Annotated in this window: 27 protein-coding genes and 1 riboswitch; of the genes, 12 read left to right on the forward strand and 15 right to left on the reverse strand. The window is 61.1% G+C overall.

From position 1 onward, the window contains the following. Positions 1 to 25 precede the first annotated feature (25 nt). Positions 26 to 196, forward strand: a riboswitch (yybP-ykoY riboswitch). Between the two features lie 7 nt (positions 197 to 203). After that, positions 204 to 767: a manganese efflux pump MntP gene (mntP, locus tag ACW9HX_RS14395; RefSeq protein WP_457381122.1), complete on the forward strand. Its 564-nt coding sequence runs from the start codon at positions 204 to 206 to the stop codon at positions 765 to 767. 142 nt (positions 768 to 909) lie between these two features. Continuing rightward, the gene (locus ACW9HX_RS14400) at positions 910 to 1,884 is read left to right on the forward strand and encodes an AraC family transcriptional regulator (protein WP_457381123.1); all 975 of its coding nucleotides are present in this window, start codon (positions 910 to 912) and stop codon (positions 1,882 to 1,884) included. A 30-nt stretch (positions 1,885 to 1,914) separates the two neighbouring features. On the opposite strand, the gene ACW9HX_RS14405 is transcribed toward ACW9HX_RS14400, so the two are convergent. After that, the gene (locus tag ACW9HX_RS14405) at positions 1,915 to 3,825 is read right to left on the reverse strand and encodes a tyrosine-protein phosphatase (protein ID WP_457381124.1); all 1,911 of its coding nucleotides are present in this window, start codon (positions 3,823 to 3,825) and stop codon (positions 1,915 to 1,917) included. Between the two features lie 214 nt (positions 3,826 to 4,039). Between ACW9HX_RS14405 and ACW9HX_RS14410 the strand changes: the two genes are divergently transcribed. The 6 genes from ACW9HX_RS14410 to ACW9HX_RS14435 all read left to right on the forward strand — a co-directional run bounded on the left by ACW9HX_RS14410 (position 4,040) and on the right by ACW9HX_RS14435 (position 7,315). After that, positions 4,040 to 4,324 carry a FecR/PupR family sigma factor regulator gene (locus ACW9HX_RS14410; RefSeq protein WP_457381125.1) on the forward strand — a complete coding sequence of 95 codons (285 nt, stop codon included), beginning with the start codon at positions 4,040 to 4,042 and terminating at the stop codon, positions 4,322 to 4,324. A 114-nt stretch (positions 4,325 to 4,438) separates the two neighbouring features. After that, entirely contained in the window at positions 4,439 to 4,945 is a 507-nt protein-coding gene (locus ACW9HX_RS14415; RefSeq protein ID WP_457381126.1) for a PaaI family thioesterase, read from the forward strand. Between the two features lie 17 nt (positions 4,946 to 4,962). Then, positions 4,963 to 5,325 (forward strand): hypothetical protein, encoded by a 363-nt coding sequence (locus ACW9HX_RS14420; protein ID WP_457381127.1) that lies wholly within the window; start codon positions 4,963 to 4,965, stop codon positions 5,323 to 5,325. A 105-nt stretch (positions 5,326 to 5,430) separates the two neighbouring features. Continuing rightward, positions 5,431 to 6,093: a glutathione S-transferase family protein gene (locus tag ACW9HX_RS14425; protein ID WP_457381128.1), complete on the forward strand. Its 663-nt coding sequence runs from the start codon at positions 5,431 to 5,433 to the stop codon at positions 6,091 to 6,093. A 92-nt stretch (positions 6,094 to 6,185) separates the two neighbouring features. Continuing rightward, on the forward strand, positions 6,186 to 6,740 hold the full coding sequence (locus ACW9HX_RS14430) for a hypothetical protein (protein ID WP_457381129.1): 555 nt from the start codon (positions 6,186 to 6,188) through the stop codon (positions 6,738 to 6,740). Next, complete coding sequence (locus ACW9HX_RS14435) at positions 6,737 to 7,315, forward strand: DUF4123 domain-containing protein (protein WP_457381130.1); 579 nt, start codon at positions 6,737 to 6,739, stop codon at positions 7,313 to 7,315. Before ACW9HX_RS14430 ends, ACW9HX_RS14435 begins: the two co-directional genes overlap by 4 nt. Here ACW9HX_RS14435 and ACW9HX_RS14440 read toward each other — a convergent pair. The 7 genes from ACW9HX_RS14440 to ACW9HX_RS14470 form a co-directional block, all read right to left on the reverse strand. Beyond that, the gene (locus ACW9HX_RS14440; RefSeq protein WP_457381131.1) at positions 7,252 to 8,475 is read right to left on the reverse strand and encodes a hypothetical protein; all 1,224 of its coding nucleotides are present in this window, start codon (positions 8,473 to 8,475) and stop codon (positions 7,252 to 7,254) included. The genes ACW9HX_RS14435 and ACW9HX_RS14440 overlap by 64 nt on opposite strands. 41 nt (positions 8,476 to 8,516) lie before the next feature. Further along, on the reverse strand, positions 8,517 to 9,587 hold the full coding sequence (locus ACW9HX_RS14445; protein ID WP_457381132.1) for a carboxypeptidase-like regulatory domain-containing protein: 1,071 nt from the start codon (positions 9,585 to 9,587) through the stop codon (positions 8,517 to 8,519). 70 nt (positions 9,588 to 9,657) lie between these two features. Further along, positions 9,658 to 10,065, reverse strand: a complete 408-nt coding sequence (locus ACW9HX_RS14450) for a hypothetical protein (RefSeq protein WP_457381133.1) — start codon at positions 10,063 to 10,065, stop codon at positions 9,658 to 9,660. Between the two features lie 178 nt (positions 10,066 to 10,243). Next, on the reverse strand, positions 10,244 to 11,362 hold the full coding sequence (locus ACW9HX_RS14455; protein WP_457381134.1) for an agmatine deiminase family protein: 1,119 nt from the start codon (positions 11,360 to 11,362) through the stop codon (positions 10,244 to 10,246). A 47-nt stretch (positions 11,363 to 11,409) separates the two neighbouring features. Beyond that, positions 11,410 to 12,513 carry an extracellular solute-binding protein gene (locus ACW9HX_RS14460; RefSeq protein WP_457381135.1) on the reverse strand — a complete coding sequence of 368 codons (1,104 nt, stop codon included), beginning with the start codon at positions 12,511 to 12,513 and terminating at the stop codon, positions 11,410 to 11,412. Between the two features lies 1 nt (position 12,514). Next, entirely contained in the window at positions 12,515 to 13,423 is a 909-nt protein-coding gene (gene aguB / locus ACW9HX_RS14465) for an N-carbamoylputrescine amidase (RefSeq protein WP_457381136.1), read from the reverse strand. Between the two features lie 3 nt (positions 13,424 to 13,426). Next, positions 13,427 to 14,479, reverse strand: a complete 1,053-nt coding sequence (locus ACW9HX_RS14470; protein WP_457381137.1) for an agmatine deiminase family protein — start codon at positions 14,477 to 14,479, stop codon at positions 13,427 to 13,429. Positions 14,480 to 14,616: 137 nt separating this feature from the next. Between ACW9HX_RS14470 and ACW9HX_RS14475 the strand changes: the two genes are divergently transcribed. After that, positions 14,617 to 15,477, forward strand: a complete 861-nt coding sequence (locus ACW9HX_RS14475; protein ID WP_457381138.1) for a LysR substrate-binding domain-containing protein — start codon at positions 14,617 to 14,619, stop codon at positions 15,475 to 15,477. Here the strand turns inward: ACW9HX_RS14475 and ACW9HX_RS14480 are convergent. Beyond that, positions 15,440 to 16,381 carry a LysR family transcriptional regulator gene (locus tag ACW9HX_RS14480; protein ID WP_457381139.1) on the reverse strand — a complete coding sequence of 314 codons (942 nt, stop codon included), beginning with the start codon at positions 16,379 to 16,381 and terminating at the stop codon, positions 15,440 to 15,442. The genes ACW9HX_RS14475 and ACW9HX_RS14480 overlap by 38 nt on opposite strands. A 134-nt stretch (positions 16,382 to 16,515) precedes the next feature. Between ACW9HX_RS14480 and ACW9HX_RS14485 the strand changes: the two genes are divergently transcribed. Further along, positions 16,516 to 16,923 (forward strand): RidA family protein, encoded by a 408-nt coding sequence (locus ACW9HX_RS14485; protein WP_457381140.1) that lies wholly within the window; start codon positions 16,516 to 16,518, stop codon positions 16,921 to 16,923. A gap of 191 nt (positions 16,924 to 17,114) precedes the next feature. Here ACW9HX_RS14485 and ACW9HX_RS14490 read toward each other — a convergent pair whose 3' ends face one another. The 6 genes from ACW9HX_RS14490 to ACW9HX_RS14515 form a co-directional block, all read right to left on the reverse strand. Next, the gene (locus tag ACW9HX_RS14490; RefSeq protein WP_457381141.1) at positions 17,115 to 17,345 is read right to left on the reverse strand and encodes a hypothetical protein; all 231 of its coding nucleotides are present in this window, start codon (positions 17,343 to 17,345) and stop codon (positions 17,115 to 17,117) included. Beyond that, positions 17,342 to 18,379, reverse strand: a complete 1,038-nt coding sequence (locus ACW9HX_RS14495) for a catalase family peroxidase (RefSeq protein WP_457381142.1) — start codon at positions 18,377 to 18,379, stop codon at positions 17,342 to 17,344. Before ACW9HX_RS14495 ends, ACW9HX_RS14490 begins: the two co-directional genes overlap by 4 nt. A gap of 5 nt (positions 18,380 to 18,384) precedes the next feature. Continuing rightward, positions 18,385 to 19,842, reverse strand: a complete 1,458-nt coding sequence (locus ACW9HX_RS14500; RefSeq protein ID WP_457381143.1) for an aldehyde dehydrogenase family protein — start codon at positions 19,840 to 19,842, stop codon at positions 18,385 to 18,387. Positions 19,843 to 19,861: 19 nt separating this feature from the next. Then, positions 19,862 to 21,499: a GMC family oxidoreductase gene (locus tag ACW9HX_RS14505; RefSeq protein WP_457381144.1), complete on the reverse strand. Its 1,638-nt coding sequence runs from the start codon at positions 21,497 to 21,499 to the stop codon at positions 19,862 to 19,864. A gap of 115 nt (positions 21,500 to 21,614) precedes the next feature. Continuing rightward, on the reverse strand, positions 21,615 to 22,538 hold the full coding sequence (locus ACW9HX_RS14510) for a LysR substrate-binding domain-containing protein (RefSeq protein ID WP_457381145.1): 924 nt from the start codon (positions 22,536 to 22,538) through the stop codon (positions 21,615 to 21,617). Between the two features lie 61 nt (positions 22,539 to 22,599). Continuing rightward, complete coding sequence (locus ACW9HX_RS14515) at positions 22,600 to 24,147, reverse strand: GMC family oxidoreductase (protein WP_457381146.1); 1,548 nt, start codon at positions 24,145 to 24,147, stop codon at positions 22,600 to 22,602. 175 nt (positions 24,148 to 24,322) lie between these two features. Between ACW9HX_RS14515 and ACW9HX_RS14520 the strand changes: the two genes are divergently transcribed. Together ACW9HX_RS14520 and leuC are read left to right on the forward strand one after the other, a co-directional pair. After that, entirely contained in the window at positions 24,323 to 25,252 is a 930-nt protein-coding gene (locus tag ACW9HX_RS14520) for a LysR substrate-binding domain-containing protein (RefSeq protein WP_457381147.1), read from the forward strand. Positions 25,253 to 25,368: 116 nt separating this feature from the next. Next, on the forward strand, positions 25,369 to 26,790 hold the full coding sequence (leuC, locus tag ACW9HX_RS14525; RefSeq protein ID WP_457381148.1) for a 3-isopropylmalate dehydratase large subunit: 1,422 nt from the start codon (positions 25,369 to 25,371) through the stop codon (positions 26,788 to 26,790).

A 26,790-nucleotide genomic window follows, 5' to 3' on the forward strand; every position in this document is an offset into this window, starting at 1 on the left:
TTTTCATGTTTGCCTCCCTATGATCCCGGGCCTCGTTGGGGAGTAACCTGCTTCCGAGCCCCTCGGAAGCGTTCGTATCAACATATTCGGCAACATGCCGTGGTGCGAACACCTTCTGGTTGGTGAGACCGACGACACATCCATGCCGCAAGTCGGGCGTGTGGTTGTGTCGTTGACTCATAGCCCGACTGGAAGTATTGCCCGTGAATCCTGTTTCCCTGATCTTCCTCGCACTCGCCATGTCCACGGATGCCTTCGCGGCCGCCATCGGCAAGGGCTCAAGCCTGCACAAACCCCGCCTCACCGAAGCCCTGCGCACCGGCCTGATCTTTGGTGTCATCGAAGCGATCACCCCGATCATCGGCTGGCTGATCGGCCAGGCCGCCACTCGCTGGGTGGCGCAGTGGGATCACTGGATCGCCTTCACCCTGCTGGTCGCGCTGGGCCTGCACATGATCTACAACGGCCTCAAGCATGAGGAAGCCGAAGAAGAAAAACCCGGTCAGCACTCGTTCTTCATTCTCGCCGTCACTGCCGTGGCCACCAGCATCGATGCGCTGGCCGTCGGTGTCGGCCTGGCGTTCGTCGATGTGAATATCTGGGTGGCCGCGGCTGCCATTGGCCTGGCGACCATGACCATGGTCACCATTGGCGTGATGCTCGGTCGGGTGCTGGGCTCCGTGGTCGGCAAGCGTGCGGAAATCGTCGGTGGCGTGGTGCTGATGATCGTCGGCACGACGATTCTCTACGAGCACCTTTCGGCCTGATCCCAAGTATCGCTGCCAGGGCGTTTGCCAGCGCCCCGGCAGCGGTGCGGCAAGGCGTAATCCGTTTGTGTCATGTTGCTGTCATTCGGGGCTGCTAACGTCCTCGCGCCTCTTCGCCCCGACTGCCAAGGTGACCTTCCCGGTGTACTCAAGCCCGACGCGCCAGACCATCATTCTCAGATCCGCCGACATGTCCTGCGACGACTTCGGTGCTTTGTTCTCTCGCATGTTCGGCAATCGTTATGGCGATACACCGCCACCGCCCAGGGACATCATCATTGGCGGCGTCTACGGCCGGCACGACGGGGTCAGTTTCCGACGCATGCATTACCGGGGCGACTTCACCGTGGCGTTCCCTGAGCCCTACGACGAAATCACCTTCGTCATTCCCACCGCCGGCAGGATCATCTTCAACGATTCGACCGAGTCGCTGGGTCTGCCGCATATCGGCCTGGCCATCGACAAGGCCGATCTGCATTCGATGCGCTTCGTCGACAATCATGCCCAGCACGGCATGTCGATCAGCCGCGCAGCACTCACCGAAAGACTGTCGTCACTGCTGGGCCGACCGATCGTGCACAAGCTGCATTTCGAGCCGAGGGTGGACCTCAACAGCCCGGCGTTTCAGGGCATTCGCGCGCTGATCGACCTGGCCACCGGCACCGAGTTCGACCTGTTGTTGAACGCCGGTTCGCTGATGCCATCGCGGCTGCGGGAGATGTTGGTGGACGCAGTGCTGGAAGCCTGGCCGCACAATTTCAGCGAAGCGTTGCGCCGCCCCGAAGCATCGATTGCACCTCGACATGTGAAACAGGCCATCGAATACATTCAGGCGCATCCCGAGCAACTGGTCAGCGGGACGGATCTGGCGGGGCTGGTGAATGTCAGTCTGCGGGCCTTGCAGGAAGGCTTCCGGCGGTTCGTCGGCACCTCGATTGTCGCGTACCAGCGGCAGGTGCGACTGGAGCGTGCTTGCGATGCGCTGAAACGAGGTGAGTCGTCATCGGTGACCGATGTGGCTCTGCAGTACGGGTTCAGCAACGTCGGCCGGTTCTGCCAATACTTTCAGGACGCCTACGGCGTGAGCCCCGCAGAAATGCGAAAAGGACTGCGCTGAGGCAGTCCTTTTTCTTCATCTTCAGGTTGGTCAGAACTGGTAACTGGCCTTGAGCCCGCCGTTGAAGCCGTGGCTATCACCGCCGCCGCTGGCACCGACTTCAGCACCCAGGCTCAGGGCGCCAAGGCTGGCCATCAGGTTGACGCCGCCACTGAACTGATCGCGGTTGTCGAACGCCGCGCGTTGTTCGATATCCAGCCCGAGCAGATGACCTTCGCTGTCGACCTGATGATCGCCCAGCACACGCTCGTAGCCGACCCGCACGCCCGGCACCAGTTGCCATGCGCCCATGGGCATCGGGGCGAACGAGACGTCGAGATTGGCCACGGCGCTGCGGCGGGTTTGCTGGATGTCGTCAACGTCGAGGGCCAGTTCGCTGCCCTTCTCCTGGAAGCCCGACAAGTCCAGACGACTGACCCGTACGCCGAGGCTCGGCTCCAGAATCACAGTGCTCAACGGCAAGCGATACCCCAGCGCCAGGGTGGCGCCGCTGAGATTGCCGTGAGTGTCACCCTTCGCCGAACCCAGGCCGCCGCCGAGGTCGCGCTTGCTGTCGTAGTCGACGTAACCGGCGCTGATATTGGCATCGGCAAACAGGCCGCGTTCCAGGCTGGTGAAGCCATAACGGGCACCCAGATTGAGGAAGGTGAAATCCGTATCGGCCTCGCCGCCCGCCCCGCCGACAGTGCCTTTGCTGTAACCGATCCCGCCGCGAGCGCTGAGTTGTTCGGAGAAGCGCTGGGTGACGCCGACCATCAGGCCCTGACTGTGTTCGTTGCTGCTTTGCGCATGGGCCGAACCGTCGGTGCCCAGGTAACCGGCGAGCGCGGTGCTCCACAACCGGTACTGGCCGACCTTGAGGTCGGTGCCGCTGGCGAATGGCGCTGCGGCTTGCTCGATCATTGCGTTCTGACGCAACAAGTAACTGGCGGCATCCGCATGGACCTGACCGCCCACGGTGGACTCCACGCCGCCAAGGCTGCCGGCGTCGATGGCCGATTGCAGGTAGTAGTTGTAGGCGCTGTAGGTGCCCGAGAGCTTGCTGTTCTGCAATTCCTGCAACAGCTGCGCACCGGCGGCAGCGTTGCCGAGCATGCCGGCCTGACCGGGCAGGCTGTTGTACTCGACCATTTTGCCGCGCAGCACGTAGATCGTTTCCTGGGACAGACCCAGCCCCTGCTTGAGGTAGTTGTCCATGCTGCCGTATTGCGCGGTCACCTGATCCAGACCGGCTTGCAGGTAACTGGCCTCCACACCCAGCAGCGGCGCGTAAACGGCGGCCATGCTCGGCGGCATCATCGCCAGGGTCTTGGCCACCCGTGCAGCGGTGTAGTCGTTGGTCGCCAGGTAATTGCTCATGATCGTGGCGTTGTCGACCCCGGCGATGCTTTGCAGCACGGCGGCGGTCCAGCCGGTACGGTCTTTGCCGGCGGTGCAATGGAACAGTGCGGCGCCGTCGACGCCGGCCAGTTCGTTGAACAGCACGCCCAACTGCCCGCGCATGCCGGCGTCGCTGACAAAGGCGCGGTTGGTCTCCTGCATCATTGCAATCGCATCGGCGGCACTTTTGAACGAGACCGTGGTGATGTTCGCGCCCGAGGTGGTGGCGCCGATGATGTCGATGTTCTGGTAGGTCGCCCCGCTGATCATCGTGTCCGGCGTGGCCGCAATTTCGCTGGGGGTGCGCAAGTCGTAAACGGCCTTGATGCCCAGACCGTTGAGGGTCGCCAGATCCGACGCCGTCGGCGTCAGCGCATTGGAGCGGTAAAACACCCCGGCGCGCATCGTGCCGTCATGGGTCGTGGAGTAAGCCGTGGTAATACCGGCGATATCGCGGAAGTTGTCGATGCCCTGCAGGCGCGGGGTATCAAGGTCGGCCGCGTGGACGGCGGCGATGGACAGACTCAACACGGACAGCGAACACAGAAAACGTGGAAACACGATGCAGCCTCATTGAAAACCGGTTGGGCTGCCCACTATCTGCAAGGTAATGTGACTGAATATGACAAAACGTCGAAGACAGCCAATCCCGGCGCGATCTGTCCTTCGGCTGCGCGTTCTGTCCGTCAAACGGGCTAAATCCCTGCCGATATTTGACGTTTTTTTTGCAAGAGGCAGGGTAAAGTGCCCTCTCCGGCCATCCTGGAAGCAGTCAATGAACCTCCAAAGCCCTCAAGACGCCGATGATGAAATCCTCAATCAAGCGGCGCACTGGTGCCTGCGTCTGCAAGACGACAGCTGCACCCCAGACGAGCGTCAGGCATTTCAGCAGTGGATTCAGAGCAGCCCGCGCCACGCCTTCGAATACGCGAAGATGCTTGAGGTCTGGGAATTGAGCGATCAACTGCCGGACGAGCGCGAAAAGTCGAAAAAGCGCAAGGCCACGACCCTGCCGTGCAGCTTCGAAGAGTTTCAACGCAATCTGGCGCAGCGTAATTAGCCCTGCACCGGGATCGACGCAAACTGCAGAGCGCCCCACTCGAAGCAACGTTTTGTCCTTGAATCAAGGTTAGAATCCGCGCGGTTCGGCTAACAGTTTAAGGATGACCCCGGCATGTCCACCCACGACACCTCCCTGCAAGACACCGCCGCCCCCGACGGCGTCTGCTTCGGCTGCGGCAGCAGCAACCCGCACGGCTTGCACATCAAGAGTTTCTGGCACGAGGACGGCGTGCACGTCATGGCCGAGCATGTGCCCGAGGCCAAATACTGCGGCTGGCCGGAGCTGGTCTACGGCGGCCTGATCGCGATGCTGGTGGACTGCCATTCCAACTGGACCGCAATGGCTTACCACTACCGGGCGGAGAACCGTGAAGCCGAGAGCTTGCCGCGCATCAACTGCGTCACCGGCAACCTCGGCATCAAATTCATCAAACCGACGCCGATGGGCGTGCCGCTGACGTTGAAGGCGAAAGTCGAGGGTGAAGTCGGGCGCAAGAGCCGGGTGATCTGCGAGGTGTACGCCGGGGATGTGCTGACGGCAGTGGGTGACTCAGTGTTCGTTCGGGTGGATACCGAGCAATTGGCGGCAGCCGCTCATGGCCGCAAAGACGACCAATGAGTGCCCGGGCAATAAACATGGCGGTGATTATCGCCATCAGCGTGGTGGTGGTTGGCGGCCTGAATTGGCTGATGAACGAATCCTGGCTGATCGCCACGCAAGCAAGCGGCGAAGATGCTTTCTCGTATCTGATCATCGAGATTTTGCAGACGGTGGCCATCCACTCGGTGGCGGTGGCGTCCATCCCGGTGCTGTTGGCGTTCTTAAGACAGACACTCGCCAGTTATGTCGTGTTGATACTGGCGTTGTCGCTCTACATGCTGCTCATCACCGGCATCAATGCAGTCGGCCCGGCCATCGCCGGACTAATGATCACAGCAGTGGTTTATGCGGTGTTCACAAAGTCGGTCAACCTGATCCGGTACTTTCGCGCGAAGTGACCCGATTCACCGTTCGGGCCTGCTGGTGGAAATCAAATGCGTGGCCGTGCGCAGGCGGGCTATACCTGTGTAGTGCCTTTCACCACTACCGCGAGGCGTTGAACCATGGACTTGACCCTCTACTACCATCCGCTGTCGTCCTACTGCCACAAAGCCCTGATTGCCCTGTACGAACACGGCGTCGCATTCGATAAACGCCTGATCGACCTGTCCAGCGAAGCCGAGCGGGCTGAACTGCGAGCCCTGTGGCCGTTGGTCAAGTTCCCTGTGCTGCAGGATCGCGCCCGCCAGCGCAGCGTGCCGGAATCGAGCGTGATTATCGAGTATCTGGATCACTACCATGCCGGAGCCGGACGGCTGATCCCCGACGATTGGGACACCGCCCTGCAAGTTCGCCTGTGGGACAGGTTTTTCGACAACTACGTGATGACACCGATGTCGCAGATCGTCGCCGACCGCATTCACAAAAGGAACGCTGACCTGAGCAGCCAGCGCACCCTGCTGAATACAGCCTACGACATGCTCGAAGCTCAGTTGACGACCCACCCATGGATCGCCGGCCCGGACTACAGCATGGCCGATTGCTCTGCCAGTCCGGCCTTGTTCTACGCCAGCACACTGGTGCCGTTTGGCGACGACCACCCTCGCCTGAGCGCCTATTTCGAGCGGCTGGTTCAGCGTCCGTCCTTCAGGCAGGTGATCGACGAAGCCAAACCGTGGTTTGACTTCTATCCCTTTGCCGAGGCGCTTCCCCATCGATTTCGCTGAACTCAAGGAAACGCGAGGCCAGTTTTTTTTCGAGTCGACGGGCCGGGGAGCGTCTAGGCTATCGATGGATTCATCACGGAGGGCGAGCAAGCATGCGACTGAGTTTTTCCGAGGGAGCGGAAGTGATCGAAATCGGCGATCGCATCGACGTTGGCCAAGACCGCTCAGGCGCCGATGAGACTGCCATCCCCTGGGTCTTGCATGAGTCCTGGCAAGTCGAGCGCTTCGTGCGCTGGCACTTTCGCATGGCGCAAGACATTCACCGCTTGCGTGCCCTGCTATCCGGTCAGCAATCGCTGGTTCACCGCCTGGATGACCAGGAGATTCTGCGTCAGTTATCTCAAAGGCTGCTCAATGGCAGTCTGTCTGTACGCACGGTCAGACGTAACCGAACCGGCACATCCGCAAGCACAGGATCCACACCGGTTCGACGAGAGGATGGGCCATCCCCCGCCTCTGCTGTGGGTGCGAAAAAGAACCTCGTTCAAAGCAGATCACCAACCTTTCAACCGATGAAATCCGATCCGCCAATGAGCGCCAGCGCCAAGACCGCCCAAGACTCGCAAGCACAACGACTGGAAGAGGCTGCAGCCCAGGCGATCCCTTTTTGCGAAGTCTGTCATCGCGCCGCCATGGAACGTGTATGAGCACCCGACCCCTTGAATCCTTGCTGGATGCGCTGTGGTCGGATGCAGACGTCGCGATCTACTGGCTGGTCGATGGTGCGCAGGACCCGACGATTTCGCAACGGATCCGTCATGGCTCGCTCAAGTTCTGGTGTCTGTATTCAGGCGAGCTCACCCCACGCCTGAGGGCTGCCGCGCCTTACCTTGTGCAACTTGTCCCGGGCCATCCGCAGACCCTTGAGTTGCTTGCCAGCGGATGGGGGCGTGCCTGGGGAGTTCTGCTGAACGTGCCGGCTTCACTGACGATGTCGCAGTTGCGGTTGCACCTTAAAAAGCGTCTACACGTGCAAACCGAGGAAGGAAAACTGTTGATGTTCCGATTCTATGATCCGCGGGTGTTGTCCATCTACCTGCCGACCTGCACAGAGGAAGAGCTGGCAGATTTTTTCGGGCCTGTTGATCGCATGTTTGTCGAGATGCACGAGGGCACGCAGTGGCGAGTGTTTGAAAAACCGTTGCGTGCCGTTGAGGCTCAGTCGTCTTCGCTCTCTTCACCGTCCTCGTCCAGTTCGTGCTCACTGTCAGAATCCACATAAATATCGTTAAAACTGACATACAACTTCACAAGATCCGCGATATGTTGAGCCATCAAATCCCGATCAGTGGGTGTTGAATCTCGCAAGGCACTTGCAGAAGGCCAAAAAAGTCCAGGTCGTTGTTTATGCTTGAGACTGACTTTTTCCGCTTTCAGTGTCTTTGCCAAAACCTTCAGCCTGCAATAACAGGCAAGGCATGGCCGCTTGACACCTGCCACATAAACTTTATCGCTATTGACGCGCTTATTTTTCCAGTATTCGACAAGCCGGATCTCGGCGTGCTTCTCCTCCTGAGAGCCCTCAATCACATATTCAATTGTTTTGTGTTTCGACAGTTGCAGGAACAAACAACCCTCTTCGTACTCTCTGTCCAATGCATCGAGATGCTTTGCATGCCGAACATAGCGGGTCTCGAACTCAGCGTTAATGCTCCTCAAAACGTCTGAAAAACGAGGGTCGGGCTCCCACCACTTGCTGCCCGCTGACTGCAGTCGCTGAGTGCACTTATTCTTGTTTTCGCAGATATACAGTTTTTTACCATCCCACAACGCCTGTATTTCCGTCGGTGCGGCGGGGACTTTCCGCTTTTGTACTTGAGTCAATGCATGGTTAGCCGCTGCTTTTTGATGTTTACTCGCCCTATTGAGCCTTTTTTTCGCTCTAGCCAGTGCCGCTTTTTTTTCATTCTCCGCAATTTTGGAAGTACACAGCAGATAAGCAAACGCCATTGTGCTGACCCACCTCAAATATTGAATATGTGGAGTTTTCCGATAATCAGTACGGTCTCTGTTGGTACGAACACTTTCGCCATAAAAACGGACAATGAGCGCGTTATGAGTGGCCGCGGGGTACTTGAACTGGTTCGGGCCGGTCAGTATTCCGGGCACCAGTTCCTCCAGCATTTGTTTAAAACCTTCGTTATCCATTGGCACCGCAAAACCCTGGCCACTGGCGTTGCTCTCGCACTGATCGCACTGCTCTACATAAACGACTTTGTTTTGCGCGGCGGTTGTTTTGGTTTTTCGCGAGGCAACAGCCTGCTTCCTGACAGCCCACTTCCTTTGTTTTTTTGGCTTCTTTGCTGTTCGGACGGGTGCTTCATCGTCGTCATCAACATCCTGACTCTGAGCCTTTCGCGCATTTTTTTGAATGCTGGACATCCTTGCTCCTCCCTGCGGAAGTTGAAGTGCGATCGGCATCACTACGACAAATGTGCAATGCCGAGTCGGCCCCTCAAGTCGTCGTCCACCTTGCCTGTTATGGGTATTTGCTCAAACCACTGAAACGTTCCCACGGCACAGGCAATTGATTGCTCATCGCCCGGTGAGCAGGGATAACCGAGGTTGTTCAAGCGCTCGACGACTCCGATGGTTTCATCCACCGGATCCAGTCCACCCACATCGAACCTATACGTGTGATCGCCCTCGGCGGTATTCAGGTCAACCTCTATCTGCGTCACGTCGGGCTGGATTCTTTCATGCAGAAAACCGCCGCTGTCGGTCTGGCCGAGGCGGTTGGCGAGTACGGCCCCCACCGCGAAAAACCTGATCAGGTATTGGCATTGCCTGAAGGGCGAACCCTCTGAATCGAGCAACCGCACGGAAAACGCAGTGCGCGCCAACTTGTGCAGGATTAGGTAACGCTGCTTGACGGACACGTCGATGCTGGCGTCCTGCCTGGGGGGAATGACCAATTGATCGCCGGGCATCAGTACGGTCATCGATCTTCCGGGTTTGGCGCTCAGCGCACTGTTGGCTTTCCAGACAGTTTCAGGCAAGTGCCCGTAATGATGCGCGAGCATCACCGCACATTCGCCCTGCGCTACGTCGTGGACGATGGGTTGTCCGGGGCTGGCGACCGGCATGGTCTCCCATAGCGCATTCCCTTCACTCCTGGCCGACTGCGGTGAGAGCGCAAGGGTTTCACTCAGTTGCCAGACCTGGCTGTCCAGCTCGCACAATGACAACTGATACGAACCCGCCTCCAGTCGGTCGAAACGCGCCATCCCCAGTGCCCCGGTCTTGTGACGCAAAACCTGTGACGGCCCCTTGCGCAATGCCAAGGCGACATTCGCTACCGGGGCGCCCGCCCCATCGACCACGCTGACCTCGATGGCATGGCGCAAGGCGAGCGGGCAGCCCTTCACGGGACTATCGATGGCATCACTTGCACTGTGTTGTTGCGCGACCTGATCGGCCGCCCTGAGCCTGGCCGACGTGTCGGACACGGGGATCTCGGCAACCGAAAGCGCGGATGGCGTCAAAGGGGTCACTGTGCTCTTCCTTGAGATGTCGGTCTATCGGGATGCTCAGGCACCGCAGGCAGGCATTGGCGCCGTTTCTTCACCCGTATTCTTCCCAGTCGAATTCCGCCTCCAGCCGGCGGTTGTTTTCCTCAATGTCACAGCGATGACAGTACTCCTCCAACAACCGTTCCAGTCGGTCACCGGGTGTACTGACAGCCGTGTCTGCAAGCAGATCGCGCATCCAGCCATGTTCCGGCTGAAGGTCGAAATCCCAGCCACAGACGACGGCCAGATTCAGGAAACGCAAACAATCGCGCTCGGAGTTCAGACCGTAAGCCGACGCCCTGTCGAGTGTCGCTTCAACGTGTTGGCACAACACCTCGTCATCGACGGTGACTCGCTCACTGGCATGGCATTCACGCAGCAAGCCGCACATTTTCACCACGAAACGATGGCGCCTGTCGTCAGCGAAACACGCCAGCTGCGCGTTGCGGATGATCATCATGGCCGGTGCTCCCGCGAAACGCGGCAGCACCGAACACACCTTGCGTGGGTATAGCCGGTTTGACTCGCCCTGGCACTCATCGCTGAACGGCCTTATCCATTGATCCGAACAAGTAAAGCTAGACGGATTTCCTCACTCTGGCGCAATTGTTCTCTTCAAACGTGAATGACGTTACAACTCACGCCGGCTGGTGACTGGTCACGCAGTGAATCCCGCCACCACCGGCAGCGATGGCGTCGATGTTGATCTGCACCACGTCGCGGTTCGGGTAGAGCTGTTTGAGCAGGTCGAAGGCCTTCTTGTCGGCGTCCTTGTCGCCGAACTCCGGGGCGATGACCGCGCCGTTGATGACGAAGTAGTTGATGTAGCCCGCCGCGAAGTCGTCGTTGTTCTTGTTGAATTTGGTTTTGCGTGGCTTCAGCGGTGGTGACACGGTGTGGATCTGCAACGGGCGACCATCGGCATCGGTAGCCTTTTTCAGGATTTCCAGGTGCGCCAGCGTGACCTTGTGATCGTAGGATTGCGGGTCGGTGTCGAGGTTGGCGATCACCACGCCTGGCTTGACGAAACGAGCATAGAAATCGACGTGGGCATCGGTGATGTCCTTATCCTTGATGCCCGGCAGCCAGATGATTTTGCGCAGGCCCAGGCGCGCTTTCAGCTCCGCCTCGACGTCCGCCTTGCTCCAGCCAGGGTTGCGATTGGTGTTGACCCAGCAGCTTTCGGTCATGATCCCGGTGCCGTGACCATCGACTTCGATGCCACCGCCCTCGCCCACCAATTCGCTGCGGATGTAGGTCGCTTGCGCGTCTTGCGCCACTCGTTGGGCGATTTTCGCGTCTTTGGAGTGCTGCTGCTTGTTGCCCCAGCCACTGAAATTGAAGTCCACCGCACCGAGGCCGCTTTTGTCATCGATGACGAAGTTGGCGCTGATGTCGCGCATCCAGATGTCGTCGAGGTTGGCGATCTGGTAGGTGATGTTGGAGCTGCCGCAAATCTCTTCGGCCAGACTGCGCTCGCCGCTGCGGCAGTAGATGGTCAGCGGTTCATAGCGGGCGATGGCGCGGGCGATTCGGCCCAGCGCTTCCTGGACGTCTTCAGTGAAATCTTCCCAGATCGCATCCTGCGCGCCGAAGGCCATGTAGGCGCGTTCGTGCTTGTCGCCCTCGTCGGGCATGAACCAGCGACCTTCACTGGCCGCCAGCACCCGCGCCGGGGACAGGCCGAGGCCCATGACGGCAGCGCCTACGCCGGCGGCGACTGAAACCTGTTTGATGAACTCGCGACGAGTCGGCATGTGTACGTTCCTGATGTGTAAGGGGCCGCCGAAGCGGCCCGGAAAAATCACTTTGCAGTGGCGGTCTTGAACTTGGTCCAGGTGCGCATGCGGGCGCGCATGTCAGCCTGGGGAATGTCCTTGCCCGGTATCAGACGAGCATAGGTCGCTTCGTCGAGGTAGATGTCCGGGTTGTTGCGCATCGCCTCGTCCACGTTTGGCCGGGCCTTGGCGTTGGAGGTCGGGTAACCGGTGAAATTGCTGATCGCGGCCATGTTCTCCGGACGCATCACGAAGTTGATGAAGGCATAGGCGTATTCCGGATGCTTGGCATCGACCGGAATGGCCATGGTGTCCATCCACACCGTGGTGCCCTCGCGGGGAACGCGGTACTGGAATCGGGTCTGCTTGCCGGCGCTGTCCGAGGTGCGCTGGGCCTGGGTCATGTCACCGCTGTAGCCCAGAGACAGGCACAGGTTGCCGTTGACCAGATCGGTCACCGGTTGCGACTGGAACTTGCGAATGTGCGGCCGCAACTTCATCAGCAAATCACTGGCCGCCGCCAGGTCCGCAGGTTTGGCGCTGCGCGGATCGCGCCCCAGATAATTGAGCACCACGGCCAGCACTTCATCCGGCGAGTCGATCATCGAAATCCCGCAATCGGCGAATTTCGCCGCCAGCTCCGGTTTGAACAGCATGTCGAGGCTGTTGACCGGCGCTTCGGCCATGCGCTGTTTGATTTGCTCGGCGTTGTAGGTCAGGCCGATGGTGCCCCAGGTGTACGGCACCGTCGCCTTGTTCGAATGCTCGTAATGGCTGCGCAGTTTCTGCAGGCCCGGCTCGATATCGCTCATCGCCGTGACCTTCGAAGGATCCAGCGGCAACAGGCTGCCGGCACGCATCAGCCGTTCGGCCACGGTGTCGCCGGGGAAGATCAGGTCGTAGCCGCTGCCGCCGGAGAGCATCTTGGCCTCCAGGGTTTCGCTGCCGTCCATGACGTCGTAGATCACCTTGATCCCGGTCTCGGCGGTGAATTTGGTCAGCGTGTCTTCGGCGAAATAATCCGCCCAGTTATACAAGCGCAATGTCTTGTCTTCGGCGTGTACGGAAGGTATCAAACCGGCCAGCGCCAGCCCCAGAGCACCCAGCAACCACTTGTGTGAGGTGTGCATATCAGACTCCTTGAGGATTCCAGCGTGCGTGAAGGTGACGGCCGTCCTGGCTGAGTAGCGCCCCGTACATTTCCGGACGGCGGTCGCGGTAGATGCCCCAGCTCAAACGCTCTTCGCGCATGGCCGAAAGATCGAGGCTCTGCACCAGCACGCCGGTGCTGGCTCGGTCGGCCTCGGCGAGCATTTTTCCCTTGTGGTTGCAGATGAATGACGAGCCGTAGAAATTCATTTGCAGCGTCGCATCGGTACCCGCCACTTCGCGGCCAACGCGGTTGGACGCGATCACCGGCAGCAGGTTGGCAGCCGCGTGGCCGCGCATGGTCATCTGCCAGTGGTCCCGCGAATCCAGATCCGCGCAGCCCGGTTCCGAGCCGATGGCGGTCGGGAACAGCAGCACTTCGGCGCCCATCAACGCCAGGCAGCGCGCGGTTTCGGGGAACCACTGATCCCAGCAAATGCCCACGCCGAGGCGGCCGAACGCGGTGTCCCAGACTTTGAAGCCGGTGTCGCCGGGGCAGAAGTATTCCTTCTCCTGATAGCCGATGGCGTTGGGGATGTGAGTCTTGCGGTACACGCCCAACAGGCGCCCGTCGGCATCCGCCACGCTAAGGGAATTGAAGTAGGCATTGCCCGCCTTCTCGTACCAGCTCAGCGGCAGCACCACGCCGAGTTCACGGGCCAGCGCCGCGAAACGCGACAGCACCTGACTGTCGCGGTACTCCTCGGCCAGCGCCATGTGCTGATGGCTCTGTTCGATGCAGAAATACGGCGTGGCAAACAGCTCCTGCAACAGGATCACTTGCGCGCCCTGCGCGGCCGCTTCACGCACCAACTGCTCGGCGCGGTCGAGGTTGCTTTTCAGGTCCCAAGTGCACGGCATCTGGGTGGTGGCGACTTTGAGCAGCGTCATCGATCAACCCTCCACCGGCCAGGCTGGCTGTTGCTGGGTGATGCAGTGCACACCGCCGCCACCGTGGGCCAGATGGTTAATCTGCACTGGCACCACTTCACGACCCGGGAACGCCTTGGCCAGCGTTTGGGCCGCGACATGGTCGGCCTCGATGCCGTAGGCCGGCATGATGATCGCGGCGTTGGCGATGTAGAAGTTGGTGTACGAGGCACAGAACACTTCGGCTTCGGTGTCCACCGCATCGGTGGCTTCATACAGTTCGATCAGCTCGAATTTGCGGCCCTGGGCGTCGGTGGCCAGTTCCAGTGCGCGGCGGTTTTCCCGCACCACTTCGGCGTACACCGAGCTGCGATCGTGAGTCGCATCCACCAGCAACACGCCGGGACGGGCGAAGGCGCAGACGCCATCGACGTGGCCATCGGTCATGTCGCCGGTGACGTAATCCGGATCACCCGGCAACCAGATGGTTTTCTTCACGCCGAGCAAACGACTGAAGATTTCTTCCATCTCGGCCTTGCTCACGCCAGGGTTGCGATTGGGGTTGAGCAACACCGACTCGGTGGTGATCAACGTGCCCTCACCGTCGACGTGGATCGCACCGCCCTCGTTGCTCAGTGCGGTGCCGAAGCACTCGCCGCCCAGGTGATTGAGCACGCGACGGGCCAGGCTTTCGTCCAGATCGTGGGCCGACTTGCCGCCCCAAGCGTTGAAGCGCCAGCTCACCCCGGCCAGACCTTGCTCCGGGTGAACGACGAAGCTCGGGCCGGAGTCGCGGCACCAGCTGTCGTTGACTGCCAGCGGAATCAGTTCGATGTTCGGCCCGCACAGGGCTTTGGCGCTGGCGATTGCCGACGGATCCACGACCATTTTCACCGGTTCGAAACGGGCGATGGCATTGGCAACGCGGGCGAAATCTTCCTGCACCAACGGCAAAGTGACACGCCAGCCCGACTCCCACAGGGCCTGATTGTGTGGCCAGACCATCCAGGTCGCCGCGTGCGTCACCCACTCTGCCGGCATCATCCAACCGCTGTTGTTGTTTTTGTTCTGCTGCATGGTAAAAAGCCCTTTGAGTTAAGCCATTGTGTTCAATGAAAACAGCCTAGGCGGCGTCGACGTGCATGCTAATGGCGGCCTGAAGGGCAAACAAACGATGGATTTAGCGGAAAACTGATTAGAGGAGCTTATCGATCATGCTGAAACACTGGCCACCCCTCAGCTCGTTGCGCGGCTTCGAAGCCGCTGCAAGATTGGGCAGTTTTCACAAGGCCGCCGAGGAACTGAGCCTCACGCAGTCGGCCATCAGCCAGCAGATTCGCAGCCTTGAGGCCTATCTGGAGCAGCCGCTGTTTTTCCGCAGCGGGCGCAGCGTGGCGCTGACCGACGCCGGCCACGATCTGCTCAGCACGACTCAGGCGATGTTGCAGCAACTGTCGGTGGGCATCCGGCGTCTGGGGCAATACCAGAAACCCAATCAACTGGTGCTCAACACCACGCCGGCGTTTGCCCGGCACTGGTTGCTGCCACGACTGGGGGATTTCCGCCGTCAGCACCCGAAGGTGGATCTGTGGATTTTCAGCACCGATGAAGTGCCGGACATGGCGACCCAGACCATCGATCTGGCGGTGCGCGACGACATCAGTTCCCAGGCCGAATGCAGTTTCAAAGTGCTGCACGCTGATCGACTCTATCCGGCGTGTCATCCGAGCCTGCTGACAGTGCCGAACGCGCAGCGGACAACGCTGCACGGCGAGCGGGAAATGGACTGGAGTCATTGGGCAGTGGAGTCAGGAATCGACGTCGGCCAGCAGGATCAGGGCCTGAATTTCTCCGATCCGGGCCTGTTGCTGGACGCAGCGTGCGGCGGGCTCGGCATCGCATTGGTCAGCCAGTTGCTCAGTCGCAAGGCCCGGGCCGACGGCCTGTTGCAACCCTTGGTGGACGACACCATCCGCGGGCCGAACTGGGCGCTGTTGACCCACCGCGACAGCGAGAGCGATCCGATGGCCCGCAGTTTTACCGAGTGGTTGCTGGCGAACCTGAGCGATCCATGACCGGTGCGTGGCGGGCCATCACCTCGGCGACCCAGTCGATGAACACCCGCAGTTTGCGACTGATGTGACGGTTCGGCGGGTACGCCACGTAGAGCGGCATCGGATCGAGGTGCCAGTTTTCGAACAGCGGCACCAGATCACCGCTCGCCTCGTGTGCTTTGGACATGTACTTGGGCAACCACAACACGCCCAGCCCCGCGAGGCCCGCCGACAGGTAGGCATTGCCGTCATCGACGGCCAGCACGTGGCGGCCCTTGATCTGTAAGTCTTCGTGCTCGTTGTGCAGGGCGTAAGGCACAGGTTTGCCAGTGCGAGCCCAGAGGAAACCGACCACCCGGTGATGACTGTCCTCAAGTTCACGGGGATGCGTCGGGGTGCCGGCCCGAGCCAGGTAACTCGGCGCGGCGTACACGCCAAGTTGAAGATCCGCCACCTTCCGGGCCATCAGTGACTGATCCCGCAACTCGCCCCCGCGCACCACGCAATCGACGTTCTCATCGATGATGTCGACGATCCGGTCGCTGACGCCCATGTCGATCTGGATCTCCGGGTAACGCGCGCAAAACTCGGGCAGCGCCGGCACCAGAATCAGATTGGCCAAAGGGCTCGGCACATCGACCCGCAAGCGTCCCTTGGGCTGCGCCGCCGCGCCGGGAAGACTGGTTTCGGCATCGTCCATGTCCGCCAGCAACTTGATCACCCGCTCGTAATAGGCCGCGCCATCTGCCGTGGCGTTGACCTTGCGCGTGGTGCGGTTGAGCAACTTGACCCGCAGGCGCGCCTCCAGTTGCTGCACCAGATGGGTCACGGTGGTTTTGCTCATATGCAGGGTTTCGGCGGCCTTGGTGAAACTGCCCGCCTCCACCACCCGGGCAAACGCCTGCATCGCGTCGAAACGGTCCATATCCAACCTCTAATGGCGGGTCGATTGTTTGGCTATTCCAAACAGTGATCGCCAAGGTTGCGCGTTTATCGTGTCGACGCAAGCCCCTAGAGTTTCTCCATCGCAGGTTTTCAACCCATTGAAGGAGACACTCCATGACCAACACCCAGCCAAAACGTGACGTGGTTTTCCCGCCCGGACGCCATGCCCTCTACGAGCGCAATCGCTATTCGCCGGCGGTGCGCTCCAACGGTTTTCTGTTCGTCTCCGGGCAAGTCGGCAGCCGTGAGGATGGCTCGCCGGAACCGGATCTGAAGCAACAGGTGCGACTGGCCTTCACCAACCTCAATGCCATACTCGGGGCGGCCGGCGGTAGTTTCGATGACGTGGTCGACGTGACGGTTTTCATGGTCGACCCGCAATCAACCTTCGAAACCATCTGGGAAGTGGTGCCCGAGTTCTGGGGCGAGGCGCCGCATCCGACCATTACGGCGGTGGGTGTCACTTGGCTGTATGGCTTTGAGTTCGAGATCAAAGTCATCGCCAGAACCCCAGAGGTGTAAGCCCCCAGGTGAGTGCTTCAAAGCGGCAGCGATCGATCTGAATCACCGGTGGCGGCGCGATTCCTCAGTCGTCTTTCTGGCGCAATCATGGTGTTGATTGCAGCGTTTCTGCTTACCGAGCAAATCCTGCATTGGAAGTGCATCGCTGGCCAGCGCTCGCCCCTCCAATCCGCAGAGGACGAGCGCCGGTCTCACCGCAACAACCAACGCGACATTAACCGCGAACTCTGCGGCATCAGCCAATACACCATGTTGAACGAGATCAGCCCGGCGACCAGCATTTTGAACAACCACCCCGGCAGACGCAGATCCGCCAGCTCCAGCAGCGCCGCCAGTGCCCAGGGCATGGACACCGACAGCGGCCAGACGACCAACCATGACACCAGCCATTGTTTCCAGCGGGCGCCGGTCTCCGGAGTCATGGTTGCTGGCGCCGCAGCACGGCGCGCTGGTAGATGCGGTCGCGGGCCAAGGTCATCGGGTCCTGGCTCAGAGCGATGCCGTCGAGCAGTCGGCCGGGGCTGAAGTCGAGGCGTTGCTGGACTGTTTGCTGATCGGCAGCGGACACCAGCGAATCAAGGGTGAAGATGCCCAGCTCGACTTCCCGACGGTTTCTCGGCCACGGGATCGAGCCGTTTTCAACCGCATCGCCCGGTGCCGCCAGTTGCACGATCAAACGCATCTGCGCAGGTCCCTTTGCCAGTCGCGCTTTCAGTTCATCCTGCAAGTAATCGACCGGCCTGCGGGCGGCTTGCTGGTCGCTGAGCAGCGACTGTCCGGTCAACGGTTCGATGCGGTAGCGAACGACCTGTTCCTGGTTTTCCCGGTTGCTGAAGACCAGCGAGTTGACGCCGAAGTATTCGATGCTGGTGTAGCTCGACGGCGCGGGTTTCGGCGCCTCCAGAAAGTTTTTGGCCCTCGGATGCTCCGCCAGAAAAGCCTGCAACGGCTGCGGATCCGGCGGCGTCGCAACGGTCGCCGCGATGCCTTGCAGGAAGCTCAGAAAATCTTCGGGTGTGGCCACCGGGAAGCCGTCGAACGAGTGACCGACGATGTCCGTTGACTCTCCGTTCGGCAGTTTGAAACGCACCGCCAGGCCGCGCGGACTGGCCATTGGATCACCGTCCACCGTGGCCGGCACGCCACTGAAGTTGGAGAATCGCAGCACCACCGGCACCGGTTGACCCTGCAAATGGGCGGCACGACTGAGGGTGGCGGCCTCGGGTGAAGCGGTGAAGGTGCCGTTAACCAACACACCTTTGGCATGGGTTGCACGAAAGCCCGGATGCTTGCCGAACGTGGCATAAAGCGCATCCAGCAGCGCGTCGTAGAGTTTGTCCTGAGACACGGAATCAGTCCTTGTGGAAGTCAGAGGTTGTTCGCCAGCGGCATGGACAGGGGACGCGGTCAGCGTCCCTGCCAGCAGCGCGACGATCCACGGTCTGGATAATCGCATCGGGCTCACTCCTGACGCAGGCCGGGATTGAGGGCGATGTGTTTGTACTCGACAAAATCATCCATCGCCGCCACGCCGTTCAAACGTCCCTGCCCCGACTGTTTGAAGCCTCCCTCCTCAAACTCGTCGTAGACCACCGCCCAGTCGTTGACCCAGACCGTACCGGCCTCCAGCTCACGGGCAACCCGCAGCGAGCAGCCGATGTCGCGGGTCCAGACGCTGGCCGCCAGGCCGAACTCACTGTTATTGGCCAGTTCGATGGCCTCGGCTTCGCTGTCGAAAATTTGCAGGGTCAGCACCGGGCCGAAGGTTTCGCGCTGGACAATGGCCATTTCAGGATCGCTGATCCGCAGCAGCGTCGGCCGATAGAACGCGCCTCTGGCCAACGGCCCGTCAGTGACCGGCCCACCGCGCACGATGACTTGCGCGCCGGCGGCTATCGCCTCTTCCACCACTTGATTGACCCGCTGCACGTTCGCCTTGTCGATCAGCGGCCCCATGTCACTGGCCGGATCGGCAGCCGGCCCGACCTGCACAGCTTCGAGGCGTACGGCCAGGCGCTCGGTCAGCGCCGTGGCGATATCACGCTGCACCAGCAGCCGCGAACCGGTCATGCAGAACTGCCCGGCAAACACTGTCAGCGCCTTGACCAGCGCCGGCACCACCGCATCGAGATCAGCGTCGTTGAACACCAGCATCGGCGTCTTGCCGCCCAGTTCCAGCCCGAAGCGCTTGAGATGTTGGGCACCCGCCGCCGAGATCGCCCGACCGGTGCCGGTGCTGCCGGTGAAGCTGATGACCGGCACCTTCGGCGACTCCACCAGATGGATCGAACCAGCGGCGCCTTGCTCGTTGAACAGGTTGATCACGCCACGTGGCAACGACGGCGCCTCACTCATGATCCGTGCGACCAGCGCGTTGGTCTGGGCCGTTTGCCCGGGCATCTTGATCACTGTGGTGCAACCGGCGGCCAGTGCCGGCGCCAGCGAACGGATCATCAGCACCACCGGCGAATTCCACGGCACGATGATGCCGGCCACGCCCACGGCCTGACGGATGACCAGGGAAATCCTGCCGGGCCGGGGCTCCGCTGCCCGGCCATATTCGGTGCGGGCCAGCGCGGCGTAGTAGCGCAACTTGGACGGCACCATGCCAACCTCGAACGCAGCTTCAGGGCGGATCTTGCCGTTCTCCAGCGCCAAGGTGTCGATCAGCTCGGCGGCATTCAACTCGAAGGCGTCCGCCAGTTCCAGCAGAACCTGGGCACGCAACTGGCGATCGTCTTTCCACGGCGTCTGGGTGAATGCCCGTTGCGCAGCTTCGATGCCTTGGCGAGCCTCGGCCTCGCCACCTTCGGCGTATCGACCGATCAACTCATACGTCGCCGGGTTAATGGAGTCGTGGTGAACACCGGAATCCAGCCACAGGCCGTCGATCCAGTTCAAAACAGGCGTGTTGTTCATGATGAAGTCTTCCTTGGATTCAGGCGTAGAGGCCGGCGATTTTTTCGGCAGTGGCGATCACGGTGAGGTTGGTTGCAACGGAGGGCACGTCGGGGAAGATCGAGGCGTCGACCACCCGCAGGCCTTGCACGCCGATCACTCGGGCTGCGAGGTCGACCACCGCTTTGGCATCGCCCGGCCGCCCCATCGGGGCGGTCGACGTCGGATGGTGATAGGTGTCAAGCGTGGCTTTGACGCTGGCCAGCAAGGCTTCGTCGGAATCGTTGCCCTGCCCCGGGTTCAGCTCGGAATGGATCAATCCCTTGAGCGGTGCCGTCGCACCGATCCTGCGCGCCAGGCGAATACCGTCCAGCAAGCGCTGACGGTCCTTGGGCTCGGCGAGAAAATTAAGGTCGATGCCAGGGGCCACGAACGGGTCGCGACTGGCGAGCGTGACCTTGCCTCGGGACAGTGGTCGGGTCAGCGCCACCGCGAGCACGAAGCCGACCTGGGTCGGGCTCTGGTCGTGCGGGAACAAGTGGGTCGCGGTGATGTGAATATCCAGATCACCCTGCTCGGCGCTGCGGCTGTGGGTCCAGAGTTTGGCACCAATGGCCGGTGACTGGCGGCCGATCAAGTCCGGTTTAGCGGCGTAGGCGTTGTAGTAAAACGGGTGATCCATCAGGTTCTGCCCGACCGGCAACTCGGCGACCTGCGCGATTTCCAGCGCGCGCAGGTCTTCGCCGGGGCCGATGCCGGAGCGCAGCAGAATCGCCGCGCTGCCATAGCTGCCGGCCGACAGGATCACTTCAGCGGCCCGCCATTGCTCACCATTGGCCAGTTGCACGCCCACCGCACGCTGGCCGTCAAACAATACTTTGTCGACCAGGCTGTCGGCGCGGATCTGCAAGTTGTCGCGAGCCCGAACCTCGTCCGTGAGGTAGGCCATGCCGGTGTTGATCCGCACGCCATCGACGATGTTCATCGGATACGGGCCCACACCGTTGGCATCCGCGCCGTCGAAATCGTCGATCATCCGGTAGCCGTTGGCGACGGTCGCGTAAATGAAGGACTTCTGCATCGGCGTGACATCAGTGCTGCCGAGTTGGCGCACCGGCAGCGGCCCTTCGTGGCCGTGAAGCGCGCTTGCACCACCGCTGTGGCTTTCGAGTTTCTTGAACCAGGGCAGCAGCTCTTCGTAGCTCCAGCCCGGCAGATCCCAGCGTTTGAAATCGGTGGCACGGGCGCGGATCGCCACCGCGCCGTTGATCGCCGAACTACCGCCCAACACTTTGCCGCGCAACGCGCCGATCGGGTGTTCGACGTAGCCCGGCCGAGAGGTGTAACCCCATTCGAACTCGCGATTGCCATTGGCCCCGACCACGTCGCTGTCCGCGACAGTCCGTGGGTATTTGTCTGGCGCATAACTGTGACCGGCCTCAAGCAACAGCACCTGACGCTGGTTGTTTTCACTCAAGCGACGGGCCAACACCGCGCCGGCCGAACCACCGCCGACAATGATCACGTCGACCGGGCCACGGCGATGCAGGTTCTTTTCGGGGTTGTCATCTGACTCCAGGGCCTGGGCCAGGCCGCTGCCTGCCGCCAACGTCGCGGCCGCCACAACGCCGCCGGCCAGTACGGCGCGGCGAGCAGGATTATCAAGGGTATCGTTCATGCGTTTCTTCCCTGTCAGGCGTCAAAACGCGCCTGTTGAGGGAGAGCTTATTGAAGGGTTCGAGGGCTCATAAGCCGGGGAAAAACGAATCGCGGTTTCGCTTTTCCCGAACGGTTCAACACGCCGAATGGGTCGCGAGCAATTGCTCCCACACCGGCGGGTTGCCAATCTGCTCGCAAAGAAAATCGGTCAACGCCTGCAGCTTGGGCGAGGCCCGTTGGGAGCGCCGGTACACGGCGGAAATGTTGCCGCCACGGGGCGCATAAGGCGCCAGCACTTCCTGAAGCGTGCCATCGACAATCGCTTGCGCGGCCAGAAACGTCGGCAGGATCGCCAGCCCCATGCCGGCCTTCGCCGCCTCCATCAGTTGATGGCCGTTGTTGGTGCGCATCCGGCAGCGCACGCGAAAAGATTCCAGCGCATTATTCACCGGCAGCGTCCACATCCCGTGAGGCTCGCGATTGACGTAGAGCATGGCGAAGTGTCCGGACAGCTCCTGTGGGGTTTGTGGTGTACCGTGAGCGGCCAGATAGTCCGGGCTCGCGCAGATGATGTGGCGGTTGGCAGTGATGGTTTTCGCCACCAGCGAAGAGTCTGGCAATTCGCCGATGCGGATCGCCGCGTCGTAGCGCTCTTCGTGCAGATTGACGTGCCGGTCGTCGAACTCGACGTCGAGGCGTAACTCGGGATAGCGCACCGCGAACGCCGACAGGATCGGCGTCAGGTAACGAATGCTGAACGCCATCGGCGCCGCCAGCCGGAGACTGCCGCGCAGGCTCGACTGAAAGGCCAGGACCGCGTCTTCCGCCTCTTCGACCTCCGCCAGAATACGTATGCAATAACGATAAAAGACTTCACCCGCCTCGGTCAGTCGAGCCTGTCGTCCGCGTTCGAGAACAATGCTGCCCAGGCGTTTTTCCAGTTGCGCAATCCGCTGGCTGACCATGGATTTGGCGGTGCCCAATTGCCGGGCCGCCTCGGTGATACTGCCGGTGTCGACCACCATGACGAACGATTGCATCTCGCAAAGCTTGTTCAAGTTCTACATCCAGTACGGGCCAGGCGCACGGCCGTTGGCGGCCGTGTGCCCGTGATTGTTTTTATTCTGAGAGAGAGGATTGCTTGAGGGCGTCCGACAACTTTTCCGCCATCATGATGACGGTCGGGTTCAGGTTGATCAGCGGGATCTCGGGGAAAATCGACGCATCAATCACACGCAGCCCTTGTACGCCATACACCCTGCCCTGTTCATCCACCACGGCGACAGGATCGTTCGGTAACCCCATCGGTGCAGTCGAGCACGGGTGCTGCAAGGTGCCCACGCCTTGGGCCAATGCCGCGCGGATCTGTTCGTCGCTGTCATCCACGGACGGGCCGGGAAACAGCTCTTCCACGATCAGGCTTTTCAAGGGTTCGGTGTTGGCCAGTTTGCGTGCCAGGCGGAAGCACTCGACCATCCGGTTCATGTCGTCCGCGCTGGTCAAATGATTGAGTTCGATGACCGGTGCAGCGGCGGGGTCGCGGCTGCTCAGGCGGATTCGGCCGGTGGATGTACAGTGCATCAACTCCAGGCCGAGCGAGAACGCCACGCCGGTGGGACTGATGGCCGGGTCGAGCAGGTGCGAGGGCGAAATGCCGATGTCCAGTTCCCTGTCCGAGCCGGCATGGGACGAGTGGGTCCAGAGTTGTGCGCCCACTACCGGATGCTCCTGGCCTTTCAGGACTTCCTGGCCACTGAAGTTCATCCAGAAGAACGCATGATCAAGCAACCGGGTGCCGACCGGTGCATCCTTGACCAGCGGGATGTCCAGGGCCTGCAGATCGGCTTTCGGGCCGATGCCCGAGCGCAGCAGGATCGCGGCCGAGCCATAGGCACCGGCGCTGAGGATCACTTCTTTGCCGTGCAATGCTCGCCCGTCCGCCAGACACACCGACTGAACCCCGCCCTGCTCGATCAGCACTTTATCGACAAGACTCTGCTCCAGAATCGTCAGATTGGGCCGCGATCGCACCTCGCGGGTGAGATAGGCCATCGCGGTATTCACGCGCACGCCGTTGATCACGTTCATCGGGTTCGGGCCGGCGCCGTTGTTGGCTTCGGGATTATTGAAATCATCGACCTTGTTGGCGCCGCAGGCCCAGGCGGCTTCGAGCATTGCTCGCTGCACCGGAGTGATGTAATCGAGCGACATCTGGTGAATCGGCAGCGGCCCGTTACGGCCATGCCACTGCTCGTCGCCGTGGGGAGCGCTCTCCATTTTCCTGTAGTACGGCAGGACGTCTTCGAAGCTCCAGCCTTTCAAGCCTTTGGCGCTGAACCTGGCAAAGTCGAACGGCAAGGCCCGACACGCCACCGCACCATTGATCGCGGAGCTGCCGCCCAGCACCTTGCCCCGTGGCGCGTAGACCGCTTGTGGTTGCTCGACGGGGTTGGCGAAATAGCCCCATTCATAACGGGCATCGCCATTGGCGGCGATGATGTTGGCGTTGTAGCTTTCTTCAGGGTATTCGTCCGGATCAAAGGCCCGCCCCGCCTCGACCAGCAGCACATCGAGCTGCCGCGCTTCGGACAGTCGCGCCGCCAGCACGGCCCCCGCAGAACCGCCACCCAGAATCACAAAGTCGAACACCTTGTAATGGACCGTCATGTCACTTCCCTATTCTTGTCACGTGATGTGAAGGCATGCCGCACCGTGCGGCCGCGCCCACAGACTCATCGAGTGACACACCGCCCACCAGTCCCCGAAAACGGTCCGCTGCTTCCCACACAATGGACAATCGGGCTTGTATAGTTGGCGTCCTTTTCCCGAGTGAAAGTCACCCGTGCTAGATCTCAATGACCTGCAGTATTTCGTGATGGTGGTGGACCACGGTGGCTTTGCGCCGACGGCGCGGGCGCTGGGGATTCCCAAGTCGAACCTGAGCCGGCGTATCGCCTTGCTCGAAGAGCGACTGGGCGTGCGGTTGATCATTCGCAATACTCGCAACTTCTCGGTGACCGAACTGGGCCAGACCTACTACGCCCACTGCCGCTCGATGCTCAAGCAGGCCGAAGCGGCCGAGGCGGCGATTGCCATGACCCGCGCCGAACCGGCCGGTGTATTGCGCGTGACCTGTCCGACCACGCTGCTGGAAGAATGCATCGGCGGGATCATCACGCGCTTCATGGCCATGCACCCGCGCGTCGAAGTGCATCTGGAAGCCAGCGACCGGCAGGTCGATGTGGTGGCCGAAGGCGTCGATCTGGCACTGCGGGTGCGACCGCCGCTGCTTCAGGATTCGGAGCTGATCAGCCGGGTGCTGTCGCAGCGACCGCAATGCCTGGTCGCCAGCCCCGCGCTGTTGAATCGGCTGGGCGAGCCCCGTGAACCGGAAGACCTGTCGCGCTTCCCCAGCGTTCATCACGGCAGTCCGCAGCAGGCTTACCAATGGACGCTGTTCCATCCGGATGGCGCCGAGTTCACCCTGCAACACCGCCCGCAACTGATCACCAAAGGGTTGCCGATGCTCCGGTGTGCCGCCATCGACAGCATCGGTGTGGCGCAGATGCCGATGTCGCTCGTGCACGATTTCATCGAACGCGGGCAACTGGCCGTGGTACTGCCGCACTGGGCGCCGCGCACGGAAATGATCTACGCGGTGTTTGCCACCCGCCACGGCATGCTGCCGTCCCTGCGCATGCTGATCGACTTTATGGCCGAACAGTTCGAATTGCTCGACGACCCGCTACGCGGTATGCGAGCAAAAACTTGAGGCAATTACTCACAATCCGTGTTCAACGGCTTCACTGAAGCGCTCTTGATGCCGTTTCCGCGATCAATATGCTGGCGTCATGTTGTTTTTGCCCCGGACAGAAAAGAGCGCAAGCCATGCCCAGCCCGAGAACGCTGTACCAGAAGCACATCGACAGTCACACCGTCTGCACCCTCGACGATCAAGGCCACGTGCTGCTTTACATCGACCGCCAGGTCGCCAACGAATACACCAGCCCGCAGGCTTTCAGCGGTTTGCGCGACGCCGGACGCAAGGTCTGGCGCCCCGCTGCGACGCTGGCGGTGGTCGATCATGTGAACCCCACCGCACCGAAACGCATCGCGACCATGCCTGACGCCGGGGGCGCGCGTCAGGTGTCGTACTTCGAAGAAAACTGCCGCGACTTCGGCATCGAGCTGTTCGATGTACTGGACAAGCGCCAGGGCATCGAACACGTCGTGGCGCCGGAACAGGGTTTCATTCTGCCAGGCATGGTGGTCGCAGCCGGTGACAGCCACACCACTACCTACGGCGCACTGGGCGCGTTCGGTTTCGGCATCGGCACCTCGGAAATCGAGCACCTGCTGGCGACGCAGACCCTGGTCTACAAACGCCTGAAAACCCTGCGGGTGACGGTCAACGGTGAACTCGGCGCAGGTGTCACGTCCAAGGACATCATCATGGCGCTGATCGAGAAGATCGGTGCGTCCGGTGCCACAGGTTACGCCATCGAATTCACCGGCCCGGCCATCAGCGCCCTCAGCGTCGAGGCGCGCATGACCATTTGCAACATGGCCGTCGAGGCTGGCGCCCGGGGTGCGTTCATGGCGCCGGACGACAAAGTGTTCGCCTACCTGCAACGCAAACCGCGCGCGCCAAAGGACAAGATCTGGGAGCAGGCCGTCGAGCGCTGGAAAACCCTGCGCAGCGATGAGGGCGCGGTGTTTGATCGTGAAGTCAGCCTCGACGTCGCCGCGCTGGAGCCGATGGTGACCTGGGGCACCAGCCCCGATCAGGCCGCGCCAATCAAAGGGCACGTGCCGGACCCGGCCGCCCAGCCCGATCCGATCCTGCGTCAGGGCCTGCAGCGCGCCCTCGATTACATGGGCCTGAAACCCGGCATGCCGCTGAGCGAAGTGACGATCAGCCATGCCTTCATCGGCTCCTGCACCAATGCGCGGATCGAAGATCTGCGCGACGTTGCCCGCGTGGTGCGCGGCAAACGTGTGGCCGCCCATGTGCGGGCGATGATCGTCCCCGGTTCTACCCTGGTGCGCAATCAGGCCGAGGACGAAGGCCTGGCGCAGATTTTTCTCGACGCCGGTTTCGAATGGCGGCAATCGGGTTGCTCGATGTGCCTGGCAATGAACGACGACGTGCTCGCGCCGGGTGATCGCTGCGCATCCAGCACTAATCGCAACTTCGAAGGCCGTCAGGGCGCCGGTGCGCGTACCCACCTGATGAGCCCGGCGATGGTCGCTGCCGCCGCCATCACCGGCCATTTGACTGACGTGCGCACCGTCGCGCTGGAGGCTTGA

The organism is Pseudomonas sp. SDO52101_S400 (genome assembly GCF_054071635.1).

What these genes read in the sequence shown, in the direction of transcription:
- ACW9HX_RS14410 (WP_457381125.1), top strand. Translation starts at nt 4,040, where the DNA reads ATGAACCTCCAAAGCCCTCAAGACGCCGATGATGAAATCCTCAATCAA.
- ACW9HX_RS14415 (WP_457381126.1), top strand. Translation starts at nt 4,439, where the DNA reads ATGTCCACCCACGACACCTCCCTGCAAGACACCGCCGCCCCCGACGGC.
- ACW9HX_RS14420 (WP_457381127.1), top strand. Translation starts at nt 4,963, where the DNA reads ATGGCGGTGATTATCGCCATCAGCGTGGTGGTGGTTGGCGGCCTGAAT.
- ACW9HX_RS14425 (WP_457381128.1), top strand. Translation starts at nt 5,431, where the DNA reads ATGGACTTGACCCTCTACTACCATCCGCTGTCGTCCTACTGCCACAAA.
- ACW9HX_RS14430 (WP_457381129.1), top strand. Translation starts at nt 6,186, where the DNA reads ATGCGACTGAGTTTTTCCGAGGGAGCGGAAGTGATCGAAATCGGCGAT.
- ACW9HX_RS14435 (WP_457381130.1), top strand. Translation starts at nt 6,737, where the DNA reads ATGAGCACCCGACCCCTTGAATCCTTGCTGGATGCGCTGTGGTCGGAT.
- ACW9HX_RS14440 (WP_457381131.1), bottom strand. Translation starts at nt 8,475, where the DNA reads ATGTCCAGCATTCAAAAAAATGCGCGAAAGGCTCAGAGTCAGGATGTT.
- ACW9HX_RS14450 (WP_457381133.1), bottom strand. Translation starts at nt 10,065, where the DNA reads ATGATGATCATCCGCAACGCGCAGCTGGCGTGTTTCGCTGACGACAGG.
- ACW9HX_RS14455 (WP_457381134.1), bottom strand. Translation starts at nt 11,362, where the DNA reads ATGCCGACTCGTCGCGAGTTCATCAAACAGGTTTCAGTCGCCGCCGGC.
- ACW9HX_RS14460 (WP_457381135.1), bottom strand. Translation starts at nt 12,513, where the DNA reads ATGCACACCTCACACAAGTGGTTGCTGGGTGCTCTGGGGCTGGCGCTG.
- aguB (WP_457381136.1), bottom strand. Translation starts at nt 13,423, where the DNA reads ATGACGCTGCTCAAAGTCGCCACCACCCAGATGCCGTGCACTTGGGAC.
- ACW9HX_RS14470 (WP_457381137.1), bottom strand. Translation starts at nt 14,479, where the DNA reads ATGCAGCAGAACAAAAACAACAACAGCGGTTGGATGATGCCGGCAGAG.
- ACW9HX_RS14475 (WP_457381138.1), top strand. Translation starts at nt 14,617, where the DNA reads ATGCTGAAACACTGGCCACCCCTCAGCTCGTTGCGCGGCTTCGAAGCC.
- ACW9HX_RS14480 (WP_457381139.1), bottom strand. Translation starts at nt 16,381, where the DNA reads ATGGACCGTTTCGACGCGATGCAGGCGTTTGCCCGGGTGGTGGAGGCG.
- ACW9HX_RS14485 (WP_457381140.1), top strand. Translation starts at nt 16,516, where the DNA reads ATGACCAACACCCAGCCAAAACGTGACGTGGTTTTCCCGCCCGGACGC.
- ACW9HX_RS14490 (WP_457381141.1), bottom strand. Translation starts at nt 17,345, where the DNA reads ATGACTCCGGAGACCGGCGCCCGCTGGAAACAATGGCTGGTGTCATGG.
- ACW9HX_RS14495 (WP_457381142.1), bottom strand. Translation starts at nt 18,379, where the DNA reads ATGCGATTATCCAGACCGTGGATCGTCGCGCTGCTGGCAGGGACGCTG.
- ACW9HX_RS14500 (WP_457381143.1), bottom strand. Translation starts at nt 19,842, where the DNA reads ATGAACAACACGCCTGTTTTGAACTGGATCGACGGCCTGTGGCTGGAT.
- ACW9HX_RS14505 (WP_457381144.1), bottom strand. Translation starts at nt 21,499, where the DNA reads ATGAACGATACCCTTGATAATCCTGCTCGCCGCGCCGTACTGGCCGGC.
- ACW9HX_RS14515 (WP_457381146.1), bottom strand. Translation starts at nt 24,147, where the DNA reads ATGACGGTCCATTACAAGGTGTTCGACTTTGTGATTCTGGGTGGCGGT.
- leuC (WP_457381148.1), top strand. Translation starts at nt 25,369, where the DNA reads ATGCCCAGCCCGAGAACGCTGTACCAGAAGCACATCGACAGTCACACC.